General features: G+C 38.1%; 19 protein-coding genes and 1 riboswitch. Of the genes, 14 read left to right on the top strand and 5 right to left on the bottom strand.

Going from position 1 to position 24,955, the window contains the following annotated elements; all coding sequences use genetic code 11:
- The first annotated feature begins 5 nt into the window (after positions 1–5).
- The 5 genes from IGK72_RS10340 (at position 6) to manA (ending at position 6,816) form a co-directional block, all read left to right on the top strand.
- Positions 6–1,733: an ABC transporter ATP-binding protein gene (locus tag IGK72_RS10340; RefSeq protein WP_002356575.1), complete on the top strand. Its 1,728-nt coding sequence runs from the start codon at positions 6–8 to the stop codon at positions 1,731–1,733.
- Positions 1,730–3,598: an ABC transporter ATP-binding protein gene (locus IGK72_RS10335; protein ID WP_002381498.1), complete on the top strand. Its 1,869-nt coding sequence runs from the start codon at positions 1,730–1,732 to the stop codon at positions 3,596–3,598. The genes IGK72_RS10340 and IGK72_RS10335 overlap by 4 nt, the downstream gene beginning before the upstream one ends.
- 162 nt (positions 3,599–3,760) lie before the next feature.
- A complete protein-coding gene (locus IGK72_RS10330) occupies positions 3,761–4,630 on the top strand; it encodes a VOC family protein (protein ID WP_165548621.1) in 870 nt (289 codons plus the stop codon).
- A gap of 129 nt (positions 4,631–4,759) precedes the next feature.
- Positions 4,760–5,803: a serine hydrolase domain-containing protein gene (locus IGK72_RS10325; protein WP_023894736.1), complete on the top strand. Its 1,044-nt coding sequence runs from the start codon at positions 4,760–4,762 to the stop codon at positions 5,801–5,803.
- A gap of 41 nt (positions 5,804–5,844) precedes the next feature.
- Positions 5,845–6,816, top strand: coding sequence for a mannose-6-phosphate isomerase, class I (gene manA, locus IGK72_RS10320; RefSeq protein ID WP_002356580.1), 972 nt, complete (start codon positions 5,845–5,847; stop codon positions 6,814–6,816).
- A 55-nt stretch (positions 6,817–6,871) separates the two neighbouring features.
- Here the strand turns inward: manA and IGK72_RS10315 are convergent, their stop codons facing one another.
- The 5 genes from IGK72_RS10315 to IGK72_RS10295 form a co-directional block, all read right to left on the bottom strand.
- Positions 6,872–7,417 carry an ECF transporter S component gene (locus IGK72_RS10315; RefSeq protein WP_023894735.1) on the bottom strand — a complete coding sequence of 182 codons (546 nt, stop codon included), beginning with the start codon at positions 7,415–7,417 and terminating at the stop codon, positions 6,872–6,874.
- Positions 7,414–8,394: a nucleoside hydrolase gene (locus IGK72_RS10310; protein WP_023894734.1), complete on the bottom strand. Its 981-nt coding sequence runs from the start codon at positions 8,392–8,394 to the stop codon at positions 7,414–7,416. The genes IGK72_RS10315 and IGK72_RS10310 overlap by 4 nt, the downstream gene beginning before the upstream one ends.
- 77 nt (positions 8,395–8,471) lie before the next feature.
- A riboswitch (PreQ1 riboswitch) is annotated at positions 8,472–8,516 on the bottom strand.
- Between the two features lie 114 nt (positions 8,517–8,630).
- Complete coding sequence (locus tag IGK72_RS10305; RefSeq protein WP_002356583.1) at positions 8,631–9,323, bottom strand: type 1 glutamine amidotransferase; 693 nt, start codon at positions 9,321–9,323, stop codon at positions 8,631–8,633.
- Positions 9,313–10,665 carry a Mur ligase family protein gene (locus IGK72_RS10300; protein WP_002356584.1) on the bottom strand — a complete coding sequence of 451 codons (1,353 nt, stop codon included), beginning with the start codon at positions 10,663–10,665 and terminating at the stop codon, positions 9,313–9,315. Before IGK72_RS10300 ends, IGK72_RS10305 begins: the two co-directional genes overlap by 11 nt.
- Positions 10,666–11,379: 714 nt before the next feature.
- Positions 11,380–12,018, bottom strand: coding sequence for a helix-turn-helix transcriptional regulator (locus IGK72_RS10295; RefSeq protein WP_002381503.1), 639 nt, complete (start codon positions 12,016–12,018; stop codon positions 11,380–11,382).
- A gap of 402 nt (positions 12,019–12,420) precedes the next feature.
- Here IGK72_RS10295 and ssnA point away from each other — a divergent pair, with 402 nt between their 5' ends.
- From ssnA to IGK72_RS10250, 9 genes are all read left to right on the top strand, one after another.
- Positions 12,421–13,755 (top strand): putative aminohydrolase SsnA, encoded by a 1,335-nt coding sequence (ssnA, locus tag IGK72_RS10290; RefSeq protein WP_002359625.1) that lies wholly within the window; start codon positions 12,421–12,423, stop codon positions 13,753–13,755.
- 30 nt (positions 13,756–13,785) lie between these two features.
- Positions 13,786–16,791, top strand: a complete 3,006-nt coding sequence (gene ygfK, locus IGK72_RS10285; RefSeq protein WP_002356587.1) for a putative selenate reductase subunit YgfK — start codon at positions 13,786–13,788, stop codon at positions 16,789–16,791.
- A gap of 29 nt (positions 16,792–16,820) precedes the next feature.
- The gene (gene hydA / locus IGK72_RS10280) at positions 16,821–18,194 is read left to right on the top strand and encodes a dihydropyrimidinase (protein WP_002374254.1); all 1,374 of its coding nucleotides are present in this window, start codon (positions 16,821–16,823) and stop codon (positions 18,192–18,194) included.
- A gap of 23 nt (positions 18,195–18,217) precedes the next feature.
- Positions 18,218–19,411, top strand: a complete 1,194-nt coding sequence (gene dpaL, locus IGK72_RS10275; protein ID WP_002356589.1) for a diaminopropionate ammonia-lyase — start codon at positions 18,218–18,220, stop codon at positions 19,409–19,411.
- Complete coding sequence (locus IGK72_RS10270) at positions 19,402–20,727, top strand: YgeY family selenium metabolism-linked hydrolase (RefSeq protein ID WP_002362247.1); 1,326 nt, start codon at positions 19,402–19,404, stop codon at positions 20,725–20,727. The genes dpaL and IGK72_RS10270 overlap by 10 nt, the downstream gene beginning before the upstream one ends.
- A 38-nt stretch (positions 20,728–20,765) precedes the next feature.
- Positions 20,766–21,959, top strand: a complete 1,194-nt coding sequence (gene ygeW / locus IGK72_RS10265) for a knotted carbamoyltransferase YgeW (RefSeq protein ID WP_002379712.1) — start codon at positions 20,766–20,768, stop codon at positions 21,957–21,959.
- Between the two features lie 240 nt (positions 21,960–22,199).
- Positions 22,200–23,144 carry a carbamate kinase gene (gene arcC, locus IGK72_RS10260; protein WP_002367131.1) on the top strand — a complete coding sequence of 315 codons (945 nt, stop codon included), beginning with the start codon at positions 22,200–22,202 and terminating at the stop codon, positions 23,142–23,144.
- 14 nt (positions 23,145–23,158) lie between these two features.
- Positions 23,159–23,539 carry a RidA family protein gene (locus tag IGK72_RS10255; protein ID WP_002362244.1) on the top strand — a complete coding sequence of 127 codons (381 nt, stop codon included), beginning with the start codon at positions 23,159–23,161 and terminating at the stop codon, positions 23,537–23,539.
- Positions 23,540–23,632: 93 nt separating this feature from the next.
- The gene (locus IGK72_RS10250; protein WP_002356594.1) at positions 23,633–24,952 is read left to right on the top strand and encodes a nucleobase:cation symporter-2 family protein; all 1,320 of its coding nucleotides are present in this window, start codon (positions 23,633–23,635) and stop codon (positions 24,950–24,952) included.
- The last annotated feature ends 3 nt before the right edge of the window (positions 24,953–24,955 follow it).

The raw sequence follows: 24,955 nt of genomic DNA, 5'->3' as shown, positions 1-24,955 counted from the left end.
GTTAGTTGATTAAACTAGTCAAACGGATGTCGTTATGGTCGGTCTTTGCAGCGGTTTTATTTATGATCGTGCAAATTATCGCAGATTTATATCTGCCCACATTAACATCTAATATCATTAATGACGGTGTCGCTAAAGGAGATATTAACTATATTTGGAGTACAGGAGTTGTCATGTTAGGCTTTTCTTTGATTAGCATTGTCGCTTCTATTGGAAATACCTTTTTTGCCACCAAAGAATCACAAAGTTTAGGTAAAAAATTACGGACTGATATTTATCGAAAAGTTGAAAATTTTTCTAATAATGAATTTGACAAATTTGGGACAGCTTCGCTAATTACACGAACAACCAATGATGTCAATCAGATTCAAATGGTTATGCAAATGTTTTTACGTTTAATGATTAACGCACCTTTAACGTTAATTGGTGCAAGTTTCATGGCGTATAACAAGGACCCACAATTAACGAAAATTTTTCTATATGTTTTACCAATTATGGCTGTTTTAGTGGGCGGTATCATGTTTTTAGCGGTTCCGTTATTTAAAAGCATGCAAAAGAAAACCGACCGTTTAAATTTAGTTTTTCGTGAAGGACTAACAGGGGTTCGTGTGATTCGGGCCTTTGGCAAAGCAAACTATGAAGAACAACGTTTTGATGAAGCCAATAAGGATTATACACAAACGGCGATTAAAGTGAATACGATTGTCGCTTTGATGATTCCTTTAATGACACTCATTATGAGTGGTACCAATATTGCAATCACCTGGTTTGGCGGTCATTATATTGCGGAAATGCAACTAGAAGTAGGGAACTTAATCGCCTTTATGACTTATGCCATGCAAATTTTGATGAGTTTCATGATGCTATCCATGATTTTTGTCATGGTACCGCGGGCGCAAGCTTCTGCTGATCGGATTAATGAGGTGCTAAATACTGATTCAGAAATCAAAGATGTACCCAATCCAGAACTACTCTCTCTAAAAGGCGACAAAGCAACATTGGCGTTTGAACATGTTAATTATCGTTACCAGCATGCTGAAAACTTAGCACTGGAAGATATAGATTTTTCAGCAAAATCTGGGGAGACGGTCGCAATTATTGGTGGGACAGGTTCTGGGAAAACAACGCTGGTTAATCTTTTACCACGTTTTTATGATGTTGAATCTGGCAAAATTTTGCTAAATGGTAAAAATATTAAAGATACGTCACAGCATAATTTACGAGAAATGATTGGCTTTGTACCGCAAAAGGCTGTTTTATTTACAGGAACGATTCGTGAAAATATGCAATACGGCGCCCCAAATGCGACCGATGAAGAAATTTGGCAAGCCTTAGAAATTGCGCAGGCGAAGGCGTTTGTTTCAGAATTGGCAGAAGGTTTGGATAGTCATGTCGAACAAGGTGGCGGTAATTTTTCTGGCGGACAACGCCAGCGGTTGGCTATTGCTCGTGCTTTAGTAAAACCAGCAGATGTCTATGTTTTTGATGATTCCTTTTCTGCATTGGATTTCAAAACAGATGCTAATTTAAGAAAAGCCTTAAAAGAGCAGATGACGGATGCAATTGTCGTTTTAGTGGCCCAACGTGTAAGTACGGTTATGGAAGCATCGACAATTTTAGTATTAGACGAAGGGAAATTAGTTGGTAAAGGAACGCATGAAGAGTTATTAGCGAATAACCAAACGTATCAAGAAATTGTACATTCTCAATTGAGAGAGGAGGACCTTGCATGAGTAGTCGACCAAAAGGCGGACCAATGGGCGGGGGACCAGGACGCAACATTGGCGCAAAAGGGCCAAAACCAAAAAATTTCTGGAAAACAGTGAAACGTTTATTTCGGTACATGTCTAAACGAATGCTGTCAATTATTGCTGTCTTAGTATTAGCAATCGCAGCCGTCGTTTTCCAAATTCAAACACCAAAAGTATTAGGACAGGCAACAACTGAAATTTTTAAAGGCGTCATGAAAGGCGCTGCTGAAATGAAACAAGGCTTAAAAATAACATCTTTTCCAATTGATTTTGACAAAATCGGTCAAATTTTATTAATTGTTATTGCCATGTACCTTATTTCTGCTGTCTTTAATTTCTTGCAGCAAGTAATTATGACACGTGTTTCACAGCGAACAGTTTATGAATTACGTCAAGAATTAGAAGCGAAAATGAACAAAGTTCCAATTTCCTATTATGATATTCATAGTAATGGGGACATCATGTCGCGGGCAATTAACGACATGGATAATATTGCGAGTACTTTACAACAAAACTTAACCCAATTAATTACCAGTATCGTGACATTTGTGGGCGTACTTTGGATGATGCTGACCATTAGCTGGCAGTTAACACTAATTGCCTTAGCAACAGTGCCATTAAGTTTAATTGTTGTGATGGTTGTGGCGCCTCGCTCACAAAAACATTTTGCGGCTCAACAAAAAAGCTTAGGATTATTGAATAACCAAGTCGAAGAAACCTACGGTGGTCACGTAGTAGTAAAAAGTTTCAACCACGAAGAAAGTGATCAAGAAGTATTTGAAAAAGAAAATGAAAAATTATATCATGCTGGTCGCAAAGCACAATTTATTTCAGCGATCATTATGCCTTTAATGAACTTTATCAAAAATCTAGGCTACGTGTTTGTTGCAGTCCTTGGTGGCGTAAAAGTAGCGAATGGTATGATGGATTTAGGGGATGTCCAAGCATTTCTTCAATATACCAATCAATTTTCACAACCGATTACTCAAATCGCTAATTTAATGAATACAATCCAAGCTACGGTGGCTTCGGCAGAACGTGTCTTTGAAGTATTAGATGAAGAAGAAATGGTGGATGAACCTTCTGGCATACCAGTGGAAACAGATAGTCCTTATCGTGTTTCTTTTGAACATGTTGCTTTTGGCTATTCACCAGAGAAATTATTAATGAAAGATTTCAATTTAAATGTTAAACCTGGGGAAATGGTCGCAATCGTGGGCCCAACAGGTGCTGGGAAAACAACCCTAATTAACTTATTGGAACGCTTCTATGATATTAGTAGCGGCAGCATCAAATATGATGGCGTTGATACGCGCGATTTATCTCGCGAAGAGTTGCGAGCACACTTTTCAATGGTTCTTCAAGATACTTGGTTGTTTACTGGAAGTATCTATGACAATATTCATTATGGTAATGAGCAAGCGAGTGAAGAAGAAGTGATCCGTGCGGCGAAAGCAGCCCATGTGGATGATTTTGTCAGAAAATTACCAGAAGGCTATCAAACGATTCTAAATGAAGAAGCCAGCAATATTTCTCAAGGTCAACGACAATTAATTACAATTGCTCGAGCATTCTTAGCAAATCCAGACGTTTTAATTTTGGATGAAGCCACCTCAAGTGTGGACACTCGAACAGAAATACTGATTCAAGCAGCAATGAATCGTTTATTGGAAAATCGGACCAGCTTTGTGGTCGCTCATCGCTTGTCGACTATCCGTGACGCCGATACGATTATCGTTATGGCAGAAGGTTCAATTGTAGAAACAGGAACCCACGATGAATTAATGGCGAAAAACGGTTTTTATGCTGACTTATATAACAGTCAGTTTTCAGAAGAAGTAGCCTAAAAGGCGAAGCAAAAAAATAGTAATTCATGATGAGGCTTCAAGAACCATAGTCGTAAAGACTGGTTCCTAAAGCCTTATTTTTTTGACAAAAAGTTAGCGAAATTGAAAAATTTCTATTTTCTTTTGAGAAAAACAGGATATTACTTGATGAAATAGCAAGAGATGTATAAAATGGGAGAGAAGAAAATGGAGGTAACAGAAAAAATGACTGAATTTCAATTAGAAAAAGCTGCGACATTAAAAACAATTGCCATTCGTGCGAAAAAAGTTGGCGAAATGGTCGACTTTTATAAAAAAGTAATGGGTTTTGTTTTAAAGTCAGAAGAAAATAACCTGTCTATCTGGGGTACACGTGAAGCAGGAACGCAATTATTAATTTTAGAAGAAACTAGAAAAGCCGAAGATTTTCATAATGAAGAAAAACAAATGGCTTATTTTTCAATTAAAGTTCCTACGGAAAAAGAATTTTTACAAATTGCTCAACGAGTGCTTGAACAAGACTACCCAATTGATGAAAGTTTCCAAATTGGCACACGTCAAAGCATGTTCATTACTGATCTTGAAGGCAATCAATTTGAGATTTTTCACGATGAAGCAACAGCAAATTCGACTTCTGAAAAGCAACCAATTGTGCTTAAAGATCTTATCAGTGAGGACTTAGAGCCACATCAAGGGTTAGCCGCTGGGTCATATTTAGCGCATGTGCAATTAAAAACAAACAATCAAAAAGAAATAAAAGCATACTATGAGGAAGTTCTGGGTTTAAAACGCAATGAAAAAGATCAATTTGTTTTAGAAGATGGCAAAGCAACTATTGGATTCCAAAAACCTGAAACAAGTGAAGTGGATCAATTACCTGATCCACACTTAGGTTTAGATTTCTTTACCATTAAGCTCTCTGATCAAGAACATATTTTAGTAATGGAGCAACAATTAACGGCAAAAAATCAAGAGTTCTTTATTGACCAGAAAAAAGCGATTGTCACTGTGTTTGATCCAATTGGCTTGGAATGGTGGTTTGTCTTAAAATAAACGCTTAGACAGACAAAATAAGCTTGTTTTAGCAAGTCTGGAATAAAGTCGGAATAAAAGTTTAACGCTACTTTTGTTCGGAACTTATTCTAGACTTTTCCTTTAATATTAAAAATAGAAGGTGAAAAAATGTACGAAAAAACAAAGTGGAAAATTCAAAAAATGATGAAAAAAGGTGTTTTTTCGGGGGCTAGTTTTTGTTTCATTGAAGGTGAAAAAGAGGAGAGCAATTGTTGGGGACTGGCACAAGTAAAACCCACCAAAGAACAATTAACCTCGGCCATGCTGTTTGATGTGGCTTCTTTAACCAAAGTAGTCGGCACCACCACCGTTATTTTGCAATTAGTGGAAGAAGGAAAAATTATTCTAGATCAATCATTACAAACTTATTATCCCTCTTTTCAAGATTCTAATATTACAATCCGGCATTTGTTGACACATACGGCAGATTTACAAGGCTATATTCCTAATCGTGATCAGCTGAATGCCCAAGAATTAAAAGACGCCTACAATCATTCATTTCACGCAGGCAAAGCAATAGGTAAAAAAGTCGTCTATACAGATGCAGGGACTATTTTATTAGGCTTTATGTTAGAAGAAATGTTCCAACAATCAATGATAGAAATTTTATCTGAGCGAGTATTGCTTCCTTTAGGGATGAACGAAAGTACGTTTCTACCAAAGAATCCTTTAAACTGTGTGCCAACAGAATTACATGAACAAAGAGGGTTGATTCGAGGTACAACCCATGATCCTAAGGCATTTGTTTTACGGGAACATGCAGGGAATGCTGGCTTGTTTAGCAATGTCTATGATTTAACAAAATTTGTTCGAATGTATTTAAATCGAGGCAGTTATCACAATCACCAATTCTTGAAAAAAGAGACAATTGATTTGTTACTAGTTAACCAAGTGCCAGCTGCAGATAAACCACGTTCTCTAGGCTGGGATTTTAAATATGATGTAGCTACGCAACGGCCATTATTATTCCATACAGGCTATACAGGCACTTTTTTGCTAATTGATGTGCGACAACAATCAGCGTTTATCTTTTTATCTAATCGAGTCCATCCAGAGGACCACCGGAATACTTATATCGAAGAAAGAGATCAGTTGTTGGCAACCTATTTAAAAGAGAAATCATCAGTTTCAGATGAAATGACTAGTTTTTAGTGATATAATGAGAGCGAATTCAATTTGGGAGGTCACAGTCAATGCAAGAACCATTATTTTTACAACCTGTTTTTCAAGAAAAAATTTGGGGCGGCAATCGTCTACACACGCTATTTGGTTTCGATTTACCGAGCGATAAAATTGGTGAAGATTGGGCAATCAGTGCACATCCACATGGCGTTAGTACTGTTTTAAATGGCGAATTTAAAGGAAAAAAATTAGATGAATTGTGGGCAGACCATCAAGAGTTATTCGGCCATGCAGGTGGTGCTGTCTTTCCATTATTAACGAAAATTTTAGATGCTGAAGATGATTTATCCGTGCAAGTTCATCCTGATGATGCATATGGCCAAAAACATGAAGGCGAGCTAGGCAAAACTGAATGTTGGTACATTATTGATGCAGAACCTGGCGCTGAAATCATTTATGGACATCACGCGAAAACAAAAGAAGAACTTGCAGAAATGATTGAAGAAGGTCGTTGGGACGATCTTTTAAGAAAAGTACCAGTGAAAAAAGGCGATTTTTATTATGTACCAAGCGGCACTATTCATGCCATCGGCTCGGGTATTTTAATTTTAGAAACGCAACAAAGCAGTGATACTACGTATCGGGTTTATGATTATGATCGAACAGATGATCAAGGAAAGACCCGGGAATTGCATATTCAACAATCCATTGATGTGACAACCGTTCCGGCGAAGGATCCTGACCTCTCTATTCAACAAGAAAATCAAGGACAATCAAGCATTGTTACTTATGTAAAAACAGATTTCTTTAATGTCTATGAGTGGCGTGTCAGTGGGATTCTAAAAGTCAAAAAACAAGCACCTTATACATTAGCAACAGTTATTGAAGGTGTGGGTCGATTGATTACAGAAGATGCTGCAAAAGCAGATGTGGCTACTTTTGATTTGAAAAAAGGCGATAGCTTCATCTTTCCGACAGATATTCCGAGCTGGCGTTTTGAAGGTGATCTAACGATTATAGCTTCAGAACCTGGCAGTCGCTAAAAAAATGAGGAGATCATCAACAGATGATTTCCTCATTTTTTGGCATTAAAACAGTTTATTTTGTTATAAAGGAACGTTTAGGTAAGGCAGCGATAACAGCTGTGACGATGATGACTGCTAGCAGACGATCCCCGTAATCTGTTATCAATTGAACCAACAGGACGCTTGCTAACTGATTTAAGCCTAAACCATATAAAAATTGGACAATTATGCTGGAGCCAGCAGAAGTAATTCCACCAAATAAACAAACTGTGATTAAGGAAGAAATCACTGTTCCTGGTATCGTTAACCACAACGTTTTAAATGGTAATTTGGTTACTTTTAACTGCTGATGAAGGAGCAAACCTGCTAAAATTCCTGTGCAGAGTTGGACAGGTGAATAATACAGAGAAAAGATATCCGTTGTCAATCCAGTTAGTAGACTTGTTAAAATACCTGTCAGTGCACCAAAGAGTGGGCCTAATAACGCACCTGTAAAAATAGTTCCCGCACTATCAAGATAAATTGGTAAACGAAGGAGTAACGCAATGGTACTGCCAAGGTAATTTAAAGCAACACTAAAAGCGATAATTGTAATGATTCGTGGTGTTATTTTTTTCATGGTTGTCCCATCCTTAAATTTTTGAAATCTCTTTCGATCTCATCTATTTGTACATTTAAAAGAATGGATAGAAACTTCACGAAAAACTGTTGACTATCAACCGTAGTCAAGACATGACAATTAGCTGGTTGCTGCTGGAAATGATACTGATCGATCATTGATTGCCCCATAGCAATGCCGTCAGGAACAATTTGTCCGTAACTGGAAAAGCCTTGGCAGAGCGCAGGATCAATAAAATAAGCAACCGCTAAGGGATCGTTGATAACACACCCTAAAATACGTTCATATTTCCAATGAAAATCAAAATAAAATTGAGTAATCTCAGCGAGGTAATTCCCCATTTTTGGGTTGAGTCGTTGGCAATAATTGAGAATTGTTGGTGTAAAAACAATTTCTCGTGTGACATCTAAGCCGACCATCTCGATTTTTGCACCTAATTCCTCAAAAACCCAAGCTGCTGCATCAGGATCACACCAATAATTAAATTCTGCAACAGGAGAGCAATTGCCGTGGCTTTTAAAGGTACCACCCATTGAGACAAAACGTTGAAGATTTCGCCCAAGAAGAGGTTCTTTTTTTAAAGCCAAAGCAATATTTGTTAAAGGACCAAGGGCAATGATTGAGCAATCGGTAGCTTGTTGAAAGGTTTGTGCTAAATAGTCAGCAGCGGAAAGCGCTTGTGCTTGGATTTTGCTAGTTCTGGGGAAATAAGTTTCACCTAAACCATCCATGCCATGTGTATCTTGTGCACTAACAAATGGCCGTTTTAAAGGGCTAGCAGCCCCTTGGTAGACAGGAATATCTAAGCGATTAACTTTTTCTAAACATTTAAAAACATTTTCCACGCCAATCTCCACAGGGACATTTCCGCAAACAACTGTAATCGCTTGGACATCTAGCTCTGGTGAAGCAAGTGCGTACAAGAGAGCAAGCGTGTCATCAATTCCGGGATCACAATCAATAATTACTTTTTGCATTTTTTCCAATCCTCCTTTTTCGTTAACTGCAAATGATAACTCTTGTTAAAAAAGCTATGACTTGAGTTAGTATTGAGAGATACTTAGTTTTTTATTCTGGGAAGTTTCCGAACCAGTCCGAGAAATTCTCGATTTTAAATGCACCTCTTTATCTTACTATATTTTGTAAAGATGTAAATAGTTGTCGGAGAAATGAAAAAGAATCTAGTCCTATATGTAGGAACTAGATTCTTCTTTTATTTATAAAGCGTTTCAGGAATAGCGATCGGTTCACCATATTTTTTCTCTAAAGCGGTCCGAATTAACCGAATCCCTAGATTTTTGTTGCGTGCTAAGATTGGACCGTGGAAGTAGGAGCCAAACACATTTTTATAGACAACGCCTTCGCCATTATCTTGACCGTTATTGCCTTTGCCTTGTTTGACTGTTCCTAAAGGTCGTTCACCTTCGCCTAAAAAAGTCATGCCATTATGATTCTCAAAACCATAATACGTTTCATCGAATTCTTCATTATAAATTTCGATATCACCAATGAAACGATTGTTGTCTTGGCTCAAAGTGTAATGATCTAATGCACCGATTCCTTTAATTTTTTCGCCTTGTGCGCCGACATAGTAATGTCCTAGAAGTTGATAACCACCACAGATAGCTAACAAGACGCCGTCATTTTCAATATAAGAAGTCAAAGCTTCTTTTTTATTCTGAATGTCTTCTGAGATGATCAGTTGCTCAAAGTCTTGACCGCCACCAACAAAGACTAAATCATATTTTTCGGGATCAAACGGTTCGTAGATACTAATAATTTCTGATCGGAAGGTAACGCCCATTTTTTCGGTTAAATATTTAAGCATCAATAAATTTCCGTTATCTCCGTAAGTATTTAATAAGTTGCCATATAAATGACAAACGACTAATTCTTTAGACACCATTCATTCCCCCTTGAATATACCCTTGGGCTGTTAATGATTTTCTTAATTGCAAAACAGCAGTATAGGTTGCCAAAATATAGACATGATCTGTCGGCAACGTTTTAATTTCTGAAATTACTTGCTCCAAATCAGCAATTTCTAGTAATTTTTCTTCAGGAATACCCGCAACTTTTAAACGCAAGGCCATATCTTCATGGCGATCACCGCCAGCAATTACTTTTGGAATGTCCATATCAGCAAAGGCTTCATGATTACCATCCCAAATCCAACTGACATCAATTCCATCTGCATAATTGGCATTTAATAATGAAACCAGCGAGAAAGAGTAAGGGGCTAAGCCCATCATATCAATGACCTGATTTAAACCAACGGGATTTTTTACTAAAACTAACGTACATTCTTTATCGCCAACTTTAATGGTTTCTTGACGCCCAAAAACTTTTTCATCATAAGCTAAACCTGCTCGGATTTTATCTGGTGCCACCTGATAATATTCTGCTACCGCTGTGGCTGCTAGCGCATTATAAACATTATACATCCCACCAACAGCAATGCCGTATTCTTCGCCATCAATCACAAAATCAGCAGATGTGTTATCCATCCGGACCATTTCCGTTAACTGTACATCCAATTCAGGGCGTTTGAAGCCACAATTTGGGCAATAGTAATCACCTAAATTAGCATACGTAATCATTTTATAATGAAGTATATGATTACATTTTGGACATAAAACCCCATCTGTATTGTAATGAGCCAATTGCTCTTTCGGTGGTAAATGATTAAATCCATAGTATTTGCGAGGATTTACAGTTTCTTTTGAATTAAAAATTGGCGAATCACCATTGCACAAAATAGTTGCTTCAGGAGCAGCAGCGGCGCCTTCCATAATTAAGCGATACGTCGTATAAATTTCGCCATAGCGATCCATTTGGTCGCGGAAAATATTCGTAAAAACAAATAATTTTGGTTGAATATATTTAGTGACACGGCTTAAACTTGCTTCATCAATTTCTAAAACCGCAAATTTCTTTTGTCCTTTTTTCGCCTTGGCATTTAAAAAAGTAGAGACAATTCCTTGCTCCATGTTAGCACCAGTTGGATTTGTTAATACCTCATCAAATTCTTGGCGTAAAATGTTAACAGTTAAAGCAGTTGTCAATGTTTTGCCGTTCGTTCCAGTGACTACGACAATTTCATAGTCTTTTGCCAATGTATCTAAAATTTTAGGATCGATTTTTAGGGCTAATTTCCCTGGGTAGCTACTGCCGCCTTTAAAAAATGTTTGTAAAACCCATTGCGAAGTTTTTCCTGCAGCAATTGCTAAATGACTTCGAATCCCCATTTGTTGTCCCCCAATTTCTATATCTTTAATTTTTCGTTATTTTAAATTAAACTCAATCTATCATACCATAACTAAAATAAAAAATTAATTCCTTTTACTTTTTCTTACTATTATTTAAAAAGTCTTTTAGAAAAAGTAGAATAGTGAAGGAAAAAAGAATAGGGCCTGGGACAAAAATCACTTTGGATTTTTGTCCCAGGCTTAAAAAACTGATAAACGGCGGGAACAGAAGCAACACTCCGCGTTGCTTCGATCTCAACAACTTCTAAGGTGTTTTCTCGACATGCGTCTCGTCACAGTACAGCCTTCAAAAGAGCTACAGCTCTAAGAGTTGCGATGTTTCACTGTGAAACATGAACAGATGAAATCATCGTACCTACTTGGTGAAGGTCCTTCGGAAATAAGCCGAAATTGTTGAGAATCACGAAGAACGTAGTGATTCGATGATGAACAATACCTACTTGGTCTCCAAAAATTAAAGAACACCGGGTCCTTCAATTCTAGCATGTTCCATGCTTAGAAATTGATGCGAACGAAACGGAGTGTAGTGTATCATGCAACATCAACTCGTACCTCGTTGTGTTTTATGACAATTTTCGGAAATTCCTTCTTATTGCTGAGAAACACTATTTGCAAAGCAAATAGATGTTGAACAGTACCTACGTGGTTCTTGGAGTTAAACACTTCTGTCCCGACCTCCATCGATTTCCATTTTTATTTCGCATCAATATAACTGTATAGCGTATATTTAGAAATATTGAAGAAGTTAGAAACTTTGTCCCCAGATTTAGTGACTAAGAAGGCGCCTTTATTGTTTAAAAATTGAATACACTTGATTTTATCGTCCTTCGTCATTAATGGGACCGGCTTACCAACTAATTTGACTGATTCATGAATTAAATCGTCTAACAACTCATTAACATCCTGAGGAATGTAATCAGGGTCTTTATCTTCTTCAGGTTCTGCAGTGGAAATCAAAGATTTTAAGTTTGACTCTGCAGCAATCAATGTAGTGATGTCGTAGTTAATAGCAAAAATACCATCGAGTTGACCATTCTCATCTTTAAAATACATTGTACTAGATTTTAAAATACGACCATCATGGGTACGGGTTAGATAGTTAATATGATCATTCAACTCACTAGGGTCTTTTTTTAAGGCTTCTAAGACTACTTGAGAAGGTCCATCGCCCAGATGACGAGAAGAGACATGACCATTTTCAATGGAAACAATAGAGTTGTTAATATTGTCTTCATTGATTTGGTGGATAACGACTTCGCAGTTTTCCCCAAATTGACCAGCTAAACCTTTAGCAATTTGTGTTAAAAAAGTAAGTTTTTCGTCGGATAACATAAATAAGCTCCTTTCTAATGTGCCTGGCACAAACAGTTTTTATAAGATTGTGTCAAATTTAACATAATATTTTTAAATGGAATAGGCAGGGCTAAATCCTTTAATGTCGCGTACTACCTGTTCTGAAAAATAATGATAGCATGATAAAAATAATAATACAAGATAACGGCTGTCAAAATTCTAAAAAATATTTTTTAGGCAGCATTGTTTTTTTTAAGGTAAGGTGATATACTTTAATCAAGTTAATGAGTTCGTTAGTAAAAAATACAAGCGCTTCAAATGCTTTTCGTAGGGAATATAGATTAGAAAAGCTAGACAAGCTATATTCGTGAATGATTGAGCGATTGATTTGTAAGCGTTTGCTACATGTGGGGAATAGGTTGGAAAATAGGAGGAGAATACATGTTATTAATTGGAAATGGGCGTTTAATCACTCGGGATGCGCAGAATCATTTTTTTGAAAATGGGTGTGTGGCGATTGATGGTCAAGTTGTGAAACAAGTCGGAACGACAGAAGAATTAAAACAAGCTTATCCAGAAGCGACATTTATTGATGCTAAAGGTGGAGTGATTATGCCAGGCTTTATTAACATGCACAATCATATTTATAGTACCTTTGCACGTGGGTTAAGTTTAACGAATTATCATCCTAAAAATTTCATGGATATTTTGGTAGATCAATGGTGGCGAATTGATCGTGCCTTGACATTAGAAGACACTTATCAAAGTGGTAAGGTTGCTTATTTAGATAGTATTCGCAACGGTGTTACAACTGTCTTTGATCATCATGCTAGTTACGGAGAAATTACAGGGAGTTTAACCCAATTATCTAATGCAGCGGACGAGTTAGGGATTCGGACCTGCCTTTGTTATGAAGTTTCTGATCGCGATGGTGAGCAGAAAATGCGGGAAGCAGTTCAAGAAAATGCCGCCTTTATTAAAGCCAGTTCCTTAAGAAATGATGATATGCAAAAAGCGATGATGGGTATGCATGCAGCCTTTACTTTATCAGATGCTTCTTTAGAATTATGTGCAGCCAATACGCCAGATGGGATTGGTTATCATATTCATATTGCAGAGGATTTAGCCGATGTTCATGATTCTTTGAAAAAATATGGGAAGCCGATTGTGAACCGATTATTTGATTTAGGGATTTTAGGAAAACAGACAATGGCAGGCCATTGCATCCATATTGGACCTCATGAGATGGAATTACTAAGAGATACAGACACAATGGTGGTCACGAATCCAGAGTCGAATATGGGGAATGCGGTCGGTTGCCCACCTGCGATGCGCATGTTTAATGAGTATGGTATTTTGATGGGTCTTGGCACAGATGGTTATACGAATGATGTGACGGAATCCTATAAGGTAGGAAATGTTATCCACAAACATCATTTAGCTGATCCAAATGCGGCTTGGGCAGAAATTCCCACAATGCTGTTTGATAATAATCCGCAAATGGCAAATCGCTATTTTAAAACAAAGCTAGGCGTTTTAGAACCTAATGCAGCAGCAGACGTCATTATTGTTGATTATCATGGCCCGACACCAATGACAAAAGAGAATTATAACATGCACATTTTATTCGGCATGAATGGTGGGATGGTCACTGACACGGTGATTAATGGAGAAATTCGGATGCGTAATCGTGAAGTTCAAGGAATTGATGAAGAGAAAGTTTGGCATGATGCGCAAACGCAAGCACAATCTTTCTGGAAACGAGTAAATCAATAGCTTTCATTATAAATAAAAGGAGTGACGTTAATGAGTGATATTATGCATCCCATCTCAATTGAGGCTTTATTAAATTGGATTTTTAGTGAGTATCAACAAGATGGCACAATTTTTGGCATTCGTAAATTTTATCATGCGGATCCTACAAAAACGATTTCGTTATTTGGAGAAAAAATGGAAACCCCTTGTGGTCCAGCAGCAGGTCCTCATACACAATTAGCACAAAATATTATTGCGGCCTATTTAACAGGTTCTCGTTTTTTTGAAGTTAAGACAGTCCAGATACTGGATGGAGAAGATTTACCTGTGAGTAAACCATGTATCGCAGCAGCAGATGAATGTTACAACGTTGAGTGGTCCACAGAATTGCGCGTTCCCCAAGCTTATGATGAATACGTCAAAGCATGGTTCGTTTTGAAGTTACTTAGTAAAGAGTTCGAGCTAGGTGACCCGAATGGTTTCATTTTTAATATGAGTGTTGGCTATGATTTGGCAGGGATTCAATCACCAAAAATTGATCGTTATATTAACGAAATGCAGAACGCAGAAGGAACGCCGATTTGGGCGGAATGCCAAGCAGCTGCCAAAAAATATCTATCTTATTTTAAAAAAGTAGATGACTTATATATCGAAGCAATTAGTCCTAAAGTCTGTCATTCTATTACGCTGTCGACTTTACACGGTTGTCCATCAGACGAAATTGAACGAATTGCGGCCTATTTATTAAGTGAAAAAGGGCTCCATTCCTTTATTAAATGTAATCCAACCATGTTAGGTTATGAATATGCGCGTCAAACGATGGATGAGCTAGGGTTTGATTATATGGTTTTTGACGATCACCATTTTAAAGAAGATTTACAATTTGAAGAAGCAGTACCGATGTTACAACGTCTGCAATTATTAGCTAATAGTAAAAATCTAAGCTTCGGAGTTAAAATTACGAACACTTTCCCGGTAACGATTGCAGCAAATGAATTACCTGGTGATGAAATGTACATGTCAGGACGTTCGCTATTTCCTCTTAGTATTTCATTGGCACAAAAATTATCAGAAGCATTTGATGGGAAACTACAAATTTCTTATTCTGGCGGTGCAGATATTTTCAATAGTAAAGAAATATTCGATGCTGGGATTTGGCCAATCACTATGGCAACGACTCTGTTGAAACCTGGTGGCTATCAACGAATGAATCAAGTTGCTAATGTATTAAGCGCAGCAGAATATCCTCAGATGGTTCATGTCAACTTGGATAAATTAGCTCAAGTTGTTGAGAAAGCTAAAACACAAGCGCGTTACCAAAAATCAATTAAATTACCAGAAAGTACCAAACTAAGAAAAACAGTTCCGTTAACAGATTGTTATATTGCTCCTTGTCGAAGTGACGGTGGTTGTCCAATCAATCAGGATATTCCTGCTTACCTTCGTTATGTCAGTGAAGGTAATTATTTAAAGGCCTTGCAAGTAATTGTCGATAAGAATCCGTTGCCTTTTATTACTGGAACCATTTGTGCACATCCTTGTATGACTAAATGTACACGTCAATTTTATGAAGAATCTATTCATATTCGGGAAGTGAAGTTAGAAGCAGCTGAACATGCTTATGATGAATTATTGACGACACTAGAAAAGCCACAGCCAAAAGAAAATGCACCTAAAACAGCTGTTGTGGGTGGAGGCCCTGCAGGGATCTCTGCTGGGTATTTATTAGCACGTGAAGGCATGCCTGTTACTGTGTTTGAAAAATCCGAGACAATTGGGGGCGTTTGTAGCCAGATTGTACCAGAATTTCGAATTTCTATGGAATCTGTTCAAAAAGACGTTCAGTTAGCGGAATTTATGGGAGCCGAATTCCGTACAGGACAAGAGGCGCCATCATTGGCGGAATTGAAAAACCAAGGCTATACGAATGTTATTTATGCCATTGGTGCATGGAAACATGGGGTCCTTCGTTTAGAATCTGGTCGAGCATTGAACTCGTTAGAATTTTTAAAAGCAAATCGAGAAAATCCAACGATTAATCCTTACGGAGAACAAATTGTCGTCGTTGGTGGCGGAAATACAGCCATGGACTGTGCTCGTGCAGCCACAACATTACCTGGTGTTAAAAAAGTCTCAGTGGTTTATCGTCGGAATAAACGCAATATGCCAGCAGATGAAGAAGAACTTTATTTAGCTTTAGAAGATGGTGTTGACTTTTTAGAATTACTTTCGCCAATTAAACATGAAAATCAACAATTAACTTGTGAAAAAATGGTCCTAGGTGAACGAGATGCCTCTGGACGCCGTCGACCAATTGGTACAGGAGAAATGATTGATATTCCTGCTGATACAGTTATTGCCGCTGTTGGTGAAAAAGTAGATACAGAATTTTACCAAGCATTAGGCATTCACACAGACAACTATGGGAAAGTCGTTTCAAATCAAGAAACATTGGAAACAAATATACCAGGTGTCTATGTCATTGGTGACGCTAATTTAGGACCAGCCACAATTGTTGAAGCAATCGCTGATGCAACCAAAGCGGCCAATAATATTTGTCTTGTCCACAATCATCACTATGAAAAAGATAATTTAAATAGTGATGTCGCATTTGTTAGAAACAAACGGGGTATCCTTGTGACAGACGAGATGTCTTGTAGTCAAGCTAGTCGTTGCTTAGAATGCTCCACAATTTGTGAATCTTGTATGGATGTCTGTCCAAACCGAGCAAATATTGTTGTGTATGTCGAAGGAAAACCACAAATTGTCCATGTTGATCGGATGTGTAACGAATGTGGCAACTGTGAAACATTTTGCCCTTATGCAAGTGCCCCTTACAAAGACAAATTTACCTTATTTAACAGTGAATCTGATTTTTATGACAGTACTAATTCAGGTTTCTATGTTCAAAATCCTGTGGATAAAATTTGTTTACTGCGTTTATGGGGAACGGTGTCAACAATTCAATTAACGGATCAAGGATTAGATGTACCAGAAGATTTAATCGCATTAATGGTAACTATGATTGAAGAATATGCTTATTGTATGCAAGCATAAAAGGAAATTTACGACTGGGGGATAAATAAATGTCTATTCTGCTCAAAGGTGGAACCGTCGTATCTGCATATAATCGTCGTCAATTGGATATTCGAATTGACGGCGAGCAAATTGTAGAGATGGGGGCAAATTTACCAGTAGAAAATTCTCAGATTGAGGATGTTACGGGGTGTTATGTATTACCAGGCTTTATTGATGCGCATACGCATCTGGAATTAAATAATGGCAAAGGTTCGTTAAGTACGGCGGATAACTTTACCACTGGAAGCCAAGCGGCGGTGGCCAAAGGTACGACTACGGTTATTGATATGGCTACACCTAATAAAGGCGGCTCATTGAAAGACTGTTTAGCTACTTGGAATCAATTGGCTGAAGGCAAGAGTTCATGTGATTATACTTACCATATGTCCATGATTGAATGGAAACCAACGATAGCTGCTGAAATTCAGGAAATGATTGCTGCAGGTATTACTTCCTTCAAAATGTATATGGCTTATGATAATTTGCGGACCACAGATGCGGAAATTTTTGAAGCGATGAAGGAAATAAAAAAAGTTAATGGAATGTTAGGCGTTCATTGTGAAAATGGTGATTTAGTAGATGAATTAATCCAATCATATGTTTCTCAAGGAAAGCTAACCCCGCACTATCATCCGTTATCAAGACCGGCGGCTGTTGAAGCAGAAGCGGTAGCAAGATATTTGATGATAGCGGAAATGGCTGATTTGCCGGTTAATATTGTGCATTTAAGCACAAAACGATCGTTAGAAGCGGTGGAACGGGCTCGTCAAAGAGGACAATCAGTTTATGTAGAAACTTGCCCTCAATATCTTTTACTAGATGATCACTTGTACGATGCGCCTAATTTTGAAGCAGCAAAATATGTCTGCTCACCGCCACTACGCAAACGAGAGGATCAACAGGCTTTGTGGCAAGGGATTAAAGAGGGGGCAATCAATACAATATCGACAGATCACTGTAGTTTTAATTTTCACGGACAAAAAACAGTTGGCAAAGATGATTTTAGTAAAATTCCCAATGGGATGCCAGGTGTTGAAACGAGACCAGAATTAATTTACACGGAAGGTGTGGCGAAGGGCCGAATCACCTTGGAAAAAATGGTTGCTCTGCTTTCTGAAAATATTGCTAAACAATTCTCGATGTATCCACAAAAAGGTGTGGTGCAAGAAGGCAGTGATGCCGATTTAGTTGTTTGGGATCCTAGAACAACCGGCGTGATTGCTGCGAGAACGCAGTTACAAAATGTCGACTATACGCCGTATGAAGGATTTGAAACACAAGGACAGGCTCGAATGGTTTATTTAAGAGGTCAAAAAGTTGCTGAAGCTGGGCAAGTCATCTTGGCAAATCAAGGAAAATTTGTTTTTCGTAAAGCAACTTAAAAATAGAAGGAGGAGAAGTATTTTTGGAAAAAATTAAATGGACAGCAAATGAAATGCCGAAGACGGAGGATAAGTACTTACCTCTGATGTCTAAAGAAAAAATTGAGAAAGCTTTGGCTTTTCACAAAAGTTTTCCACAGTATTCAGAAACACCATTAGCAGAATTGAATCATATGGCCGCTTATCTGGGGTTAAATGATTTCTTTGTTAAAGATGAATCTTATCGCTTTGGTTTAAATGCTTTTAAAGTCTTAGGTGGTTCTTTTGCCATGGCTAACTATATTGCCGAAAAATTAAAGAAAGATGTTTCGGAACTAACATATGATGAATTAACTTCTGATCAATTACGATCAGCTTTTGGACAAGCTACGTTTTTTACAGCAACTGATGGTAACCATGGACGAGGAGTCGCTTGGGCTGCGAATAAATTAGGCCAAAAATCAGTTGTACTCATGCCGAAGGGTTCAACACAGACGAGAAAAGAAAATATTGAAAAAGAAGGCGCAACCGTCACAATTGAAGAAGTTAATTACGATGAATGTGTACGAATGGCTAATAAAATGGCCGAAGAAACTGAAAACGGTGTCATGGTTCAAGACACCGCTTGGGACGGATATGAAAAAATTCCGACTTGGATTATGCAAGGATACGGAACGATGGCGTTAGAAGCCTCTCAACAATTAAGAAAATTTGGCTCTGAACGACCTAGTCATGTTTTTGTTCAAGCTGGTGTCGGCAGTTTAGCTGGGGCGGTGATTGGTTATTTTGCTAATGCTTTTCCAGAAAACCCACCGATTATGGTCGTAGTTGAGGCACAGGCGGCTGACTGTTTATATCAATCAGCAATTAAAAAAGACGGAGAAATTCGCTTTGTCGATGGTGATTTACAGACAATTATGGCTGGCCTAGCATGTGGAGAACCTAATACGATTTCTTTTGATATTCTAAAAAATCATACATCCTTCTTTGTTTCAGCACCAGATTGGGTTTCTGAAAAAGGAATGCGTATGTTGGGCGCGCCATTAAAAGGGGATCCGCAAGTTGTATCAGGCGAATCTGGGGCAGTAGCAATGGGCTTAGTAGCTACAGTGATGCAAGATCCCGACTATCAAGAATTACGTGAGGCATTGCAACTGGATGAGACGTCAAACGTTTTAATGTTTTCTACCGAAGGGGACACTGATCCAGACAATTATAAAAAAATTTTATGGAGGTAAAAGGAATGGATTTTAATGCAGTAAATGCAGCAGCAGAAGGTTACAGAGAAGATATGGTCAAATTTTTAAGAGACCTTGTCAAAATTCCAGGAGAAAGTGCAGAAGAAGGCAACAAAATTGCGCGAGCAAAAGCCGAAATGGAAAAATTAGGTTTCGATAAAATTGACATTGATCCTCAAGGAAATTTACTTGGTTATATGGGGTCTGGTGAAAAATTAATTGCTTTTGATGGGCACATGGATACTGTCGGAATTGGTGAAATGAGTAACTGGAAATTTGATCCTTACGATGGTTATGAAACAGAAACTGAGATCGGTGGTCGCGGTACATCTGACCAAGAAGGCGGGATTGTTTCGGCTATTTATGGCGCTAAAATCATGAAAGATTTAGGTCTATTATCAGAAAAATACACTGCTTTGGTAACAGTTACTGTCCAAGAAGAAGACTGTGACGGTTTATGCTGGCAGTACATTATCAAAGAAGATGGTATCCGTCCAGAATTTGTTGTTTCAACAGAGCCAACAGATGGTGGGATTTATCGTGGTCAAAGAGGCCGAATGGAAATTAAAGTTGATGTCAAAGGCGTTTCGTGTCATGGCTCAGCACCAGAACGTGGAGATAATGCCATTTACAAAATGGCGGATATCTTACAAGATGTTCGTGCCTTAAACAACAATGGAGATACAGAAAGCACAGCGATTCGTGGTTTAGTTCGTATGTTAGATCCTAAGTACAATCCAGAATGGCAAGAAGCCCGTTTCTTAGGTCGTGGTACGGTGACTGTTTCGCAAATTTTCCATTCTTCACCAAGTCGGTGTGCTGTTGCGGATGGCTGTACCGTTTCACTAGACCGTCGAATGACTGCTGGAGAAACTTGGGAAAGTTGTTTGGAAGAAATTCGCAATTTACCAGCTGTTAAAAAATATGGAGATGATGTGACGGTTTCAATGTACAACTATGATCGTCCTTCTTATACTGATTTAACTTATGAAATTGAATGTTATTTCCCAACGTGGGTCATTCCAGAAAATCATGATGTAACAAAAGCCTTGATGGAAACGCATAAAAATCTCTATGGAGAAACACGGAAAGGCTCTGTAGAAACAGTGGAAATGCGTGAAGAACGCCCATTGTTAGATAAGTGGACCTTCTCAACAAATGGCGTTTCAATTATGGGACGTAATGGCATTCCTTGTATTGGTTTCGGGCCAGGGGCCGAAGCACAAGCACATGCACCAAATGAAAAAACTTGGAAAGATGATTTGGTTCGTTGTGCAGCCGTTTATGCGGCATTACCAACGGTCTATTGTGGTTAAGTAAAGGATTATTAGACAAGAAAAAAGGAGCAGATGGAATGGAAACGTTTAAAGAATATATTGAGAAATTAGATAAATTAGAATTTGAAAAAATGTACGAAAATGACTTTTTCCTAACTTGGGAAAAAACAAGAGATGAATTAGAAGCTGTTTTCACAGTTGCCGATACATTACGCTATTTAAGAGAAAATAATATTTCAACTAAAATCTTTGATAGTGGCTTGGGGATTTCTTTATTCCGAGACAACTCTACAAGAACACGTTTTAGTTTCGCTTCAGCGTGTAATCTTTTGGGCTTAGAAGTTCAAGATTTAGACGAAGGAAAAAGTCAAATTTCTCACGGAGAAACTGTTCGTGAGACAGCAAACATGATTTCTTTTATGGCTGATATCATTGGTATTCGTGATGACATGTACATTGGTAAAGGCAATGCTTACATGCACGAAGTATCAGAATCTGTCCAAGAAGGATATAAAGATGGGGTATTGGAACAGCGCCCAACGTTAGTGAATTTACAATGTGATATTGACCATCCGACGCAAGCAATGGCGGATGCGTTGCATTTAATTCATGAATTTGGTGGCATTGAAAACCTGAAAGGGAAAAAAGTTGCCATGACTTGGGCGTATTCACCATCTTATGGAAAACCATTATCTGTTCCTCAAGGAATTGTTGGTCTAATGACCCGTTTAGGAATGGATGTCGTCTTAGCACATCCAGAAGGTTATGAAATTATGCCAGAAGTAGAAGAAGTTGCGAAGAAAAATGCGGCAGAATTTGGTGGAAACTTTACTAAAACGAATAGTATGGCAGAAGCATTCAAAGATGCGGATGTTGTTTATCCGAAAAGCTGGGCACCTTTTGCGGCAATGGAAAAGCGAACTGAATTATATGGCAATGGTGACCAAGCAGGAATTGATCAATTAGAACAAGAATTACTTTCTCAAAATAAAAAGCACAAAGATTGGGAATGTACAGAAGAATTGATGAAAACAACGAAAGACGGCAAAGCTTTGTATATGCATTGTCTACCAGCTGATATTACTGGTGTAAGTTGTGAAGAAGGTGAAGTGGAAGCTTCTGTTTTCGATCGTTATCGGGTCGAACTTTACAAAGAAGCTAGCTACAAACCGTATGTTATTGCGGCTATGATTTTCTTAAGTAAAGTAAAAAATCCGCAAAAAACCTTAACAGAATTAGCGGATAAAGCGACACCAAGAGAAGTAAAATAATGAATTTGGCATGAAGACAGATGCTTTTTCTTTACACAATGAATCATTAGAAGTTGCCTCTTCAACATGAACAAATAAGACCTTCCCAAGTCTATTCATGAATGTGTGATTGTCTCGAGTCAAGAACGCTTAGTCATGTGCGTTGACTTCATGCAACGACAACAGACAGTTAATACGAAAACTCGTTGTGAAAAAGAAAAAGCATCGTCCTTTTTATAAAACAGAAAATGAGGTGAAGCAATGGGCAAACGCGTCGTAGTAGCTTTAGGTGGCAATGCTTTAGGAAATAATTTGACGGAGCAGATGACTGCCGTAAAACAGACCTCCAAAGCGATTGCAGATTTGATTGAAGCAGGATATGAAGTTATTTTATCTCATGGCAATGGTCCTCAAGTGGGGATGATTCAATTAGCTATGGAAGAATTTTCCTTTAATAATCCACAATATCCAGTTGTTCCGTTATCCATGTGCGTAGCCATGAGTCAAAGTTACATTGGCTATGATTTAGAGAATGCGCTACAAGAAGAGTTGCGTCAACGAAATATAAGTAAAGCCGTCACCACCGTAGTCACTCAAGTGGTCGTGGATGAAAATGATCCGGCGTTCAAAAAACCAACGAAACCAATTGGTCGCTTCATGACAAAAGAAGAAGCAGAACAATTAGTCAAAGAAAAAAATATACAAGTGATGGAAGATGCTGGCCGTGGTTATCGCCAAGTCGTCGCTTCTCCTAAACCAAAAAATATTGTCGAACTTCTCACGATTCAAACATTGGTTGATGCTGGCCAAACAGTCATTGCTGGCGGCGGTGGTGGCATCCCAGTCATTCAAGAAGGGAACCGACTAAAAGGTGTCAATGCAGTCATCGACAAAGATTTTTGTAGTGAACGACTGGCTGAACAAGTGGATGCTGATCTGCTCGTGATTTTAACAGCAGTTGAAAAAGTTTGTATTAATTTTGGTAAAGAAAATCAAGAAGCCTTAGGGAATGTTTCAACAGAAAAAATGAAACAATATGCGCAAGAAGGTCAGTTTGCTCCAGGTTCAATGTTACCAAAAGTTGAAGCAGCGATTAAGTTTGCTGAATCTAAGCCAGGTCGAAAAACATTGATTACGTTATTAGAAAAAGCCAAAGAAGGATTATCTGGAAAAACAGGGACTTTAATTGAAAATAAAGAATCATAGAATGGAGGAAAACGATGACAAACAAAATGATTAATTCTGCACAGGCACCAGCTGCTGTAGGACCTTATTCACATTCTGTCTTAGCGGGAAATACGTTGTACATTTCTGGACAACTAGGATTAGATCCGCAATCGGGCGAAATGAAGACTACAGTGGAAGAACAAGCAAAACAAGCTTTTATCAATTTAGGTTCGATTTTAAAAGAGGTCGAGATGACCTATGATAATGTTGTGAAAACAACGGTGTTTTTACAACATATGTCTGATTTTAGCAAAATTAACGAAATCTATGGGAATTACTTTTCAGAAGTTTTGCCTGCACGTTCTTGTGTAGAAGTAGCCAAGTTGCCAAAAGATGGTTTATTTGAAATTGAAGCAGTTGCTGTCAAAGGATAATTTTTAAGATGTTTCTGAGGGAAAAAGGATTGCATTCTTTATTGATTAAGGGGAACAATCCTTTTAGAATAAAAAGAAGAAGGAAACGATCCTATGAATGAAAAAAAAGAGCAAGCATTATTTGAATATGATGCGAAACTATCAATTTCTGAAGCAATTCCGATGGGATTGCAACACGTTGTCGCAGCAGTAGTAGGGATTGTCACACCGGGAATCATGATTGCCAAAGTTTGTCAATTAAGTCCTAGTGATACGACTATTTTGATTCAAACATCATTGATTTTTTCAGCAGTTGCAACGTTAATTCAACTTTTCCCTATTTTTGGAAAAGTGGGTTCACGGTTACCAGTTATGATGGGGGCAAGTTTTGCGTATGTACCGATTTTGATGGCCATCGGAGCTGATTTTGGGATTGCAGCAATTTTTGGTTCCCAATTAGTTGGCAGTATTCTTGTTATTATTGTTGGTTTGTTCATTAAAAAAATCCGTGTGTTGTTTCCGCCTTTAGTAACAGGAACGGTTATTTTAAGCATTGGACTATCCTTGTTTCCAGTTGCGATTAAGTATATGGCAGGAGGAGCTGGTAGTGCTGATTTTGGTTCAGCCCGGAATTGGTTAGTTGCATTATTAACCTTTGCGATTGTCTTTTACTTCAATTATTTTGCAAAAGGATTTTTGAAGTTATCAGCAATTTTAAACGGAATGGTTATTGGCTATTTGATTTCTTTAGCTTTAGGGATGGTTAGTTTTGAGCCAGTTCAAAATGCTAAAATCGTTCAGGTAATTACCCCGTTTCACTTTGGACTGGATTTTCAATTGGTACCAATCTTTACGCTTGTGGTGATGTTTATTGTTGATGCTGTTCAAGCCATCGGCCAATTTACAGCAACAACGGTTGGGGCAATGGATCGGGATGCAACGGATGAAGAATTATCTGGCGGAATTATGGGGAGTGGTTTCACTAACTTTATTGGCAGTTTATTTGGATCAATCCCAGTGGCAACTTTTGGACAAAATGTTGGTCTGGTTACGGTAACAAAAGTGATTAATAAGTATGTTCTGGTTTTCGCTTCAGTTATATTATTAATTGCTGGTTTTGTTCCGAAAGTAGCTGCGTTATTAACTACGATTCCTTACGCGGTAATTGGTGGCGCAACGATTTCAGTTTTTGCTTCTATTTCTATGACAGGTATTCGGATGATTGCTTCGCAGGAAATGACTCCTCGAAATACTGGGGTTGTCGGAACAGCTCTAGCATTTGGAATTGGTGTCACATTGTCTACTGGAAGCTTAGCTGGTTTTCCAACTTGGGTAACAACGATTTTCGGTAATTCGGAAGTTATCTTAACCACTTTGGTAGCAGTCCTTTTAAATGTCATTTTAAAACCAAAAAAGCGCGTAGCACTTGAGTGAAGA

Source organism: Enterococcus sp. DIV0183 (assembly GCF_050541505.1).
GTDB lineage: Bacteria > Bacillota > Bacilli > Lactobacillales > Enterococcaceae > Enterococcus > Enterococcus faecalis.
This window is presented reverse-complemented; position numbering and strand designations above follow the sequence as displayed.

Excerpts from the sequence above, each read along its gene's own strand:
- IGK72_RS10310 (WP_023894734.1), bottom strand. The coding sequence starts at position 8,394 with ATGCAAAAAGTAATTATTGATTGTGATCCCGGAATTGATGACACGCTT.
- manA (WP_002356580.1), top strand. The coding sequence starts at position 5,845 with ATGCAAGAACCATTATTTTTACAACCTGTTTTTCAAGAAAAAATTTGG.
- IGK72_RS10305 (WP_002356583.1), bottom strand. The coding sequence starts at position 9,323 with ATGGTGTCTAAAGAATTAGTCGTTTGTCATTTATATGGCAACTTATTA.
- IGK72_RS10295 (WP_002381503.1), bottom strand. The coding sequence starts at position 12,018 with ATGTTATCCGACGAAAAACTTACTTTTTTAACACAAATTGCTAAAGGT.
- IGK72_RS10300 (WP_002356584.1), bottom strand. The coding sequence starts at position 10,665 with ATGGGGATTCGAAGTCATTTAGCAATTGCTGCAGGAAAAACTTCGCAA.
- IGK72_RS10270 (WP_002362247.1), top strand. The coding sequence starts at position 19,402 with ATGGAGGTAAAAGGAATGGATTTTAATGCAGTAAATGCAGCAGCAGAA.
- IGK72_RS10335 (WP_002381498.1), top strand. The coding sequence starts at position 1,730 with ATGAGTAGTCGACCAAAAGGCGGACCAATGGGCGGGGGACCAGGACGC.
- IGK72_RS10330 (WP_165548621.1), top strand. The coding sequence starts at position 3,761 with ATGTATAAAATGGGAGAGAAGAAAATGGAGGTAACAGAAAAAATGACT.
- IGK72_RS10325 (WP_023894736.1), top strand. The coding sequence starts at position 4,760 with ATGTACGAAAAAACAAAGTGGAAAATTCAAAAAATGATGAAAAAAGGT.
- IGK72_RS10250 (WP_002356594.1), top strand. The coding sequence starts at position 23,633 with ATGAATGAAAAAAAAGAGCAAGCATTATTTGAATATGATGCGAAACTA.
- ygeW (WP_002379712.1), top strand. The coding sequence starts at position 20,766 with ATGGAAACGTTTAAAGAATATATTGAGAAATTAGATAAATTAGAATTT.
- arcC (WP_002367131.1), top strand. The coding sequence starts at position 22,200 with ATGGGCAAACGCGTCGTAGTAGCTTTAGGTGGCAATGCTTTAGGAAAT.
- ssnA (WP_002359625.1), top strand. The coding sequence starts at position 12,421 with ATGTTATTAATTGGAAATGGGCGTTTAATCACTCGGGATGCGCAGAAT.
- ygfK (WP_002356587.1), top strand. The coding sequence starts at position 13,786 with ATGAGTGATATTATGCATCCCATCTCAATTGAGGCTTTATTAAATTGG.
- IGK72_RS10255 (WP_002362244.1), top strand. The coding sequence starts at position 23,159 with ATGACAAACAAAATGATTAATTCTGCACAGGCACCAGCTGCTGTAGGA.
- hydA (WP_002374254.1), top strand. The coding sequence starts at position 16,821 with ATGTCTATTCTGCTCAAAGGTGGAACCGTCGTATCTGCATATAATCGT.
- IGK72_RS10315 (WP_023894735.1), bottom strand. The coding sequence starts at position 7,417 with ATGAAAAAAATAACACCACGAATCATTACAATTATCGCTTTTAGTGTT.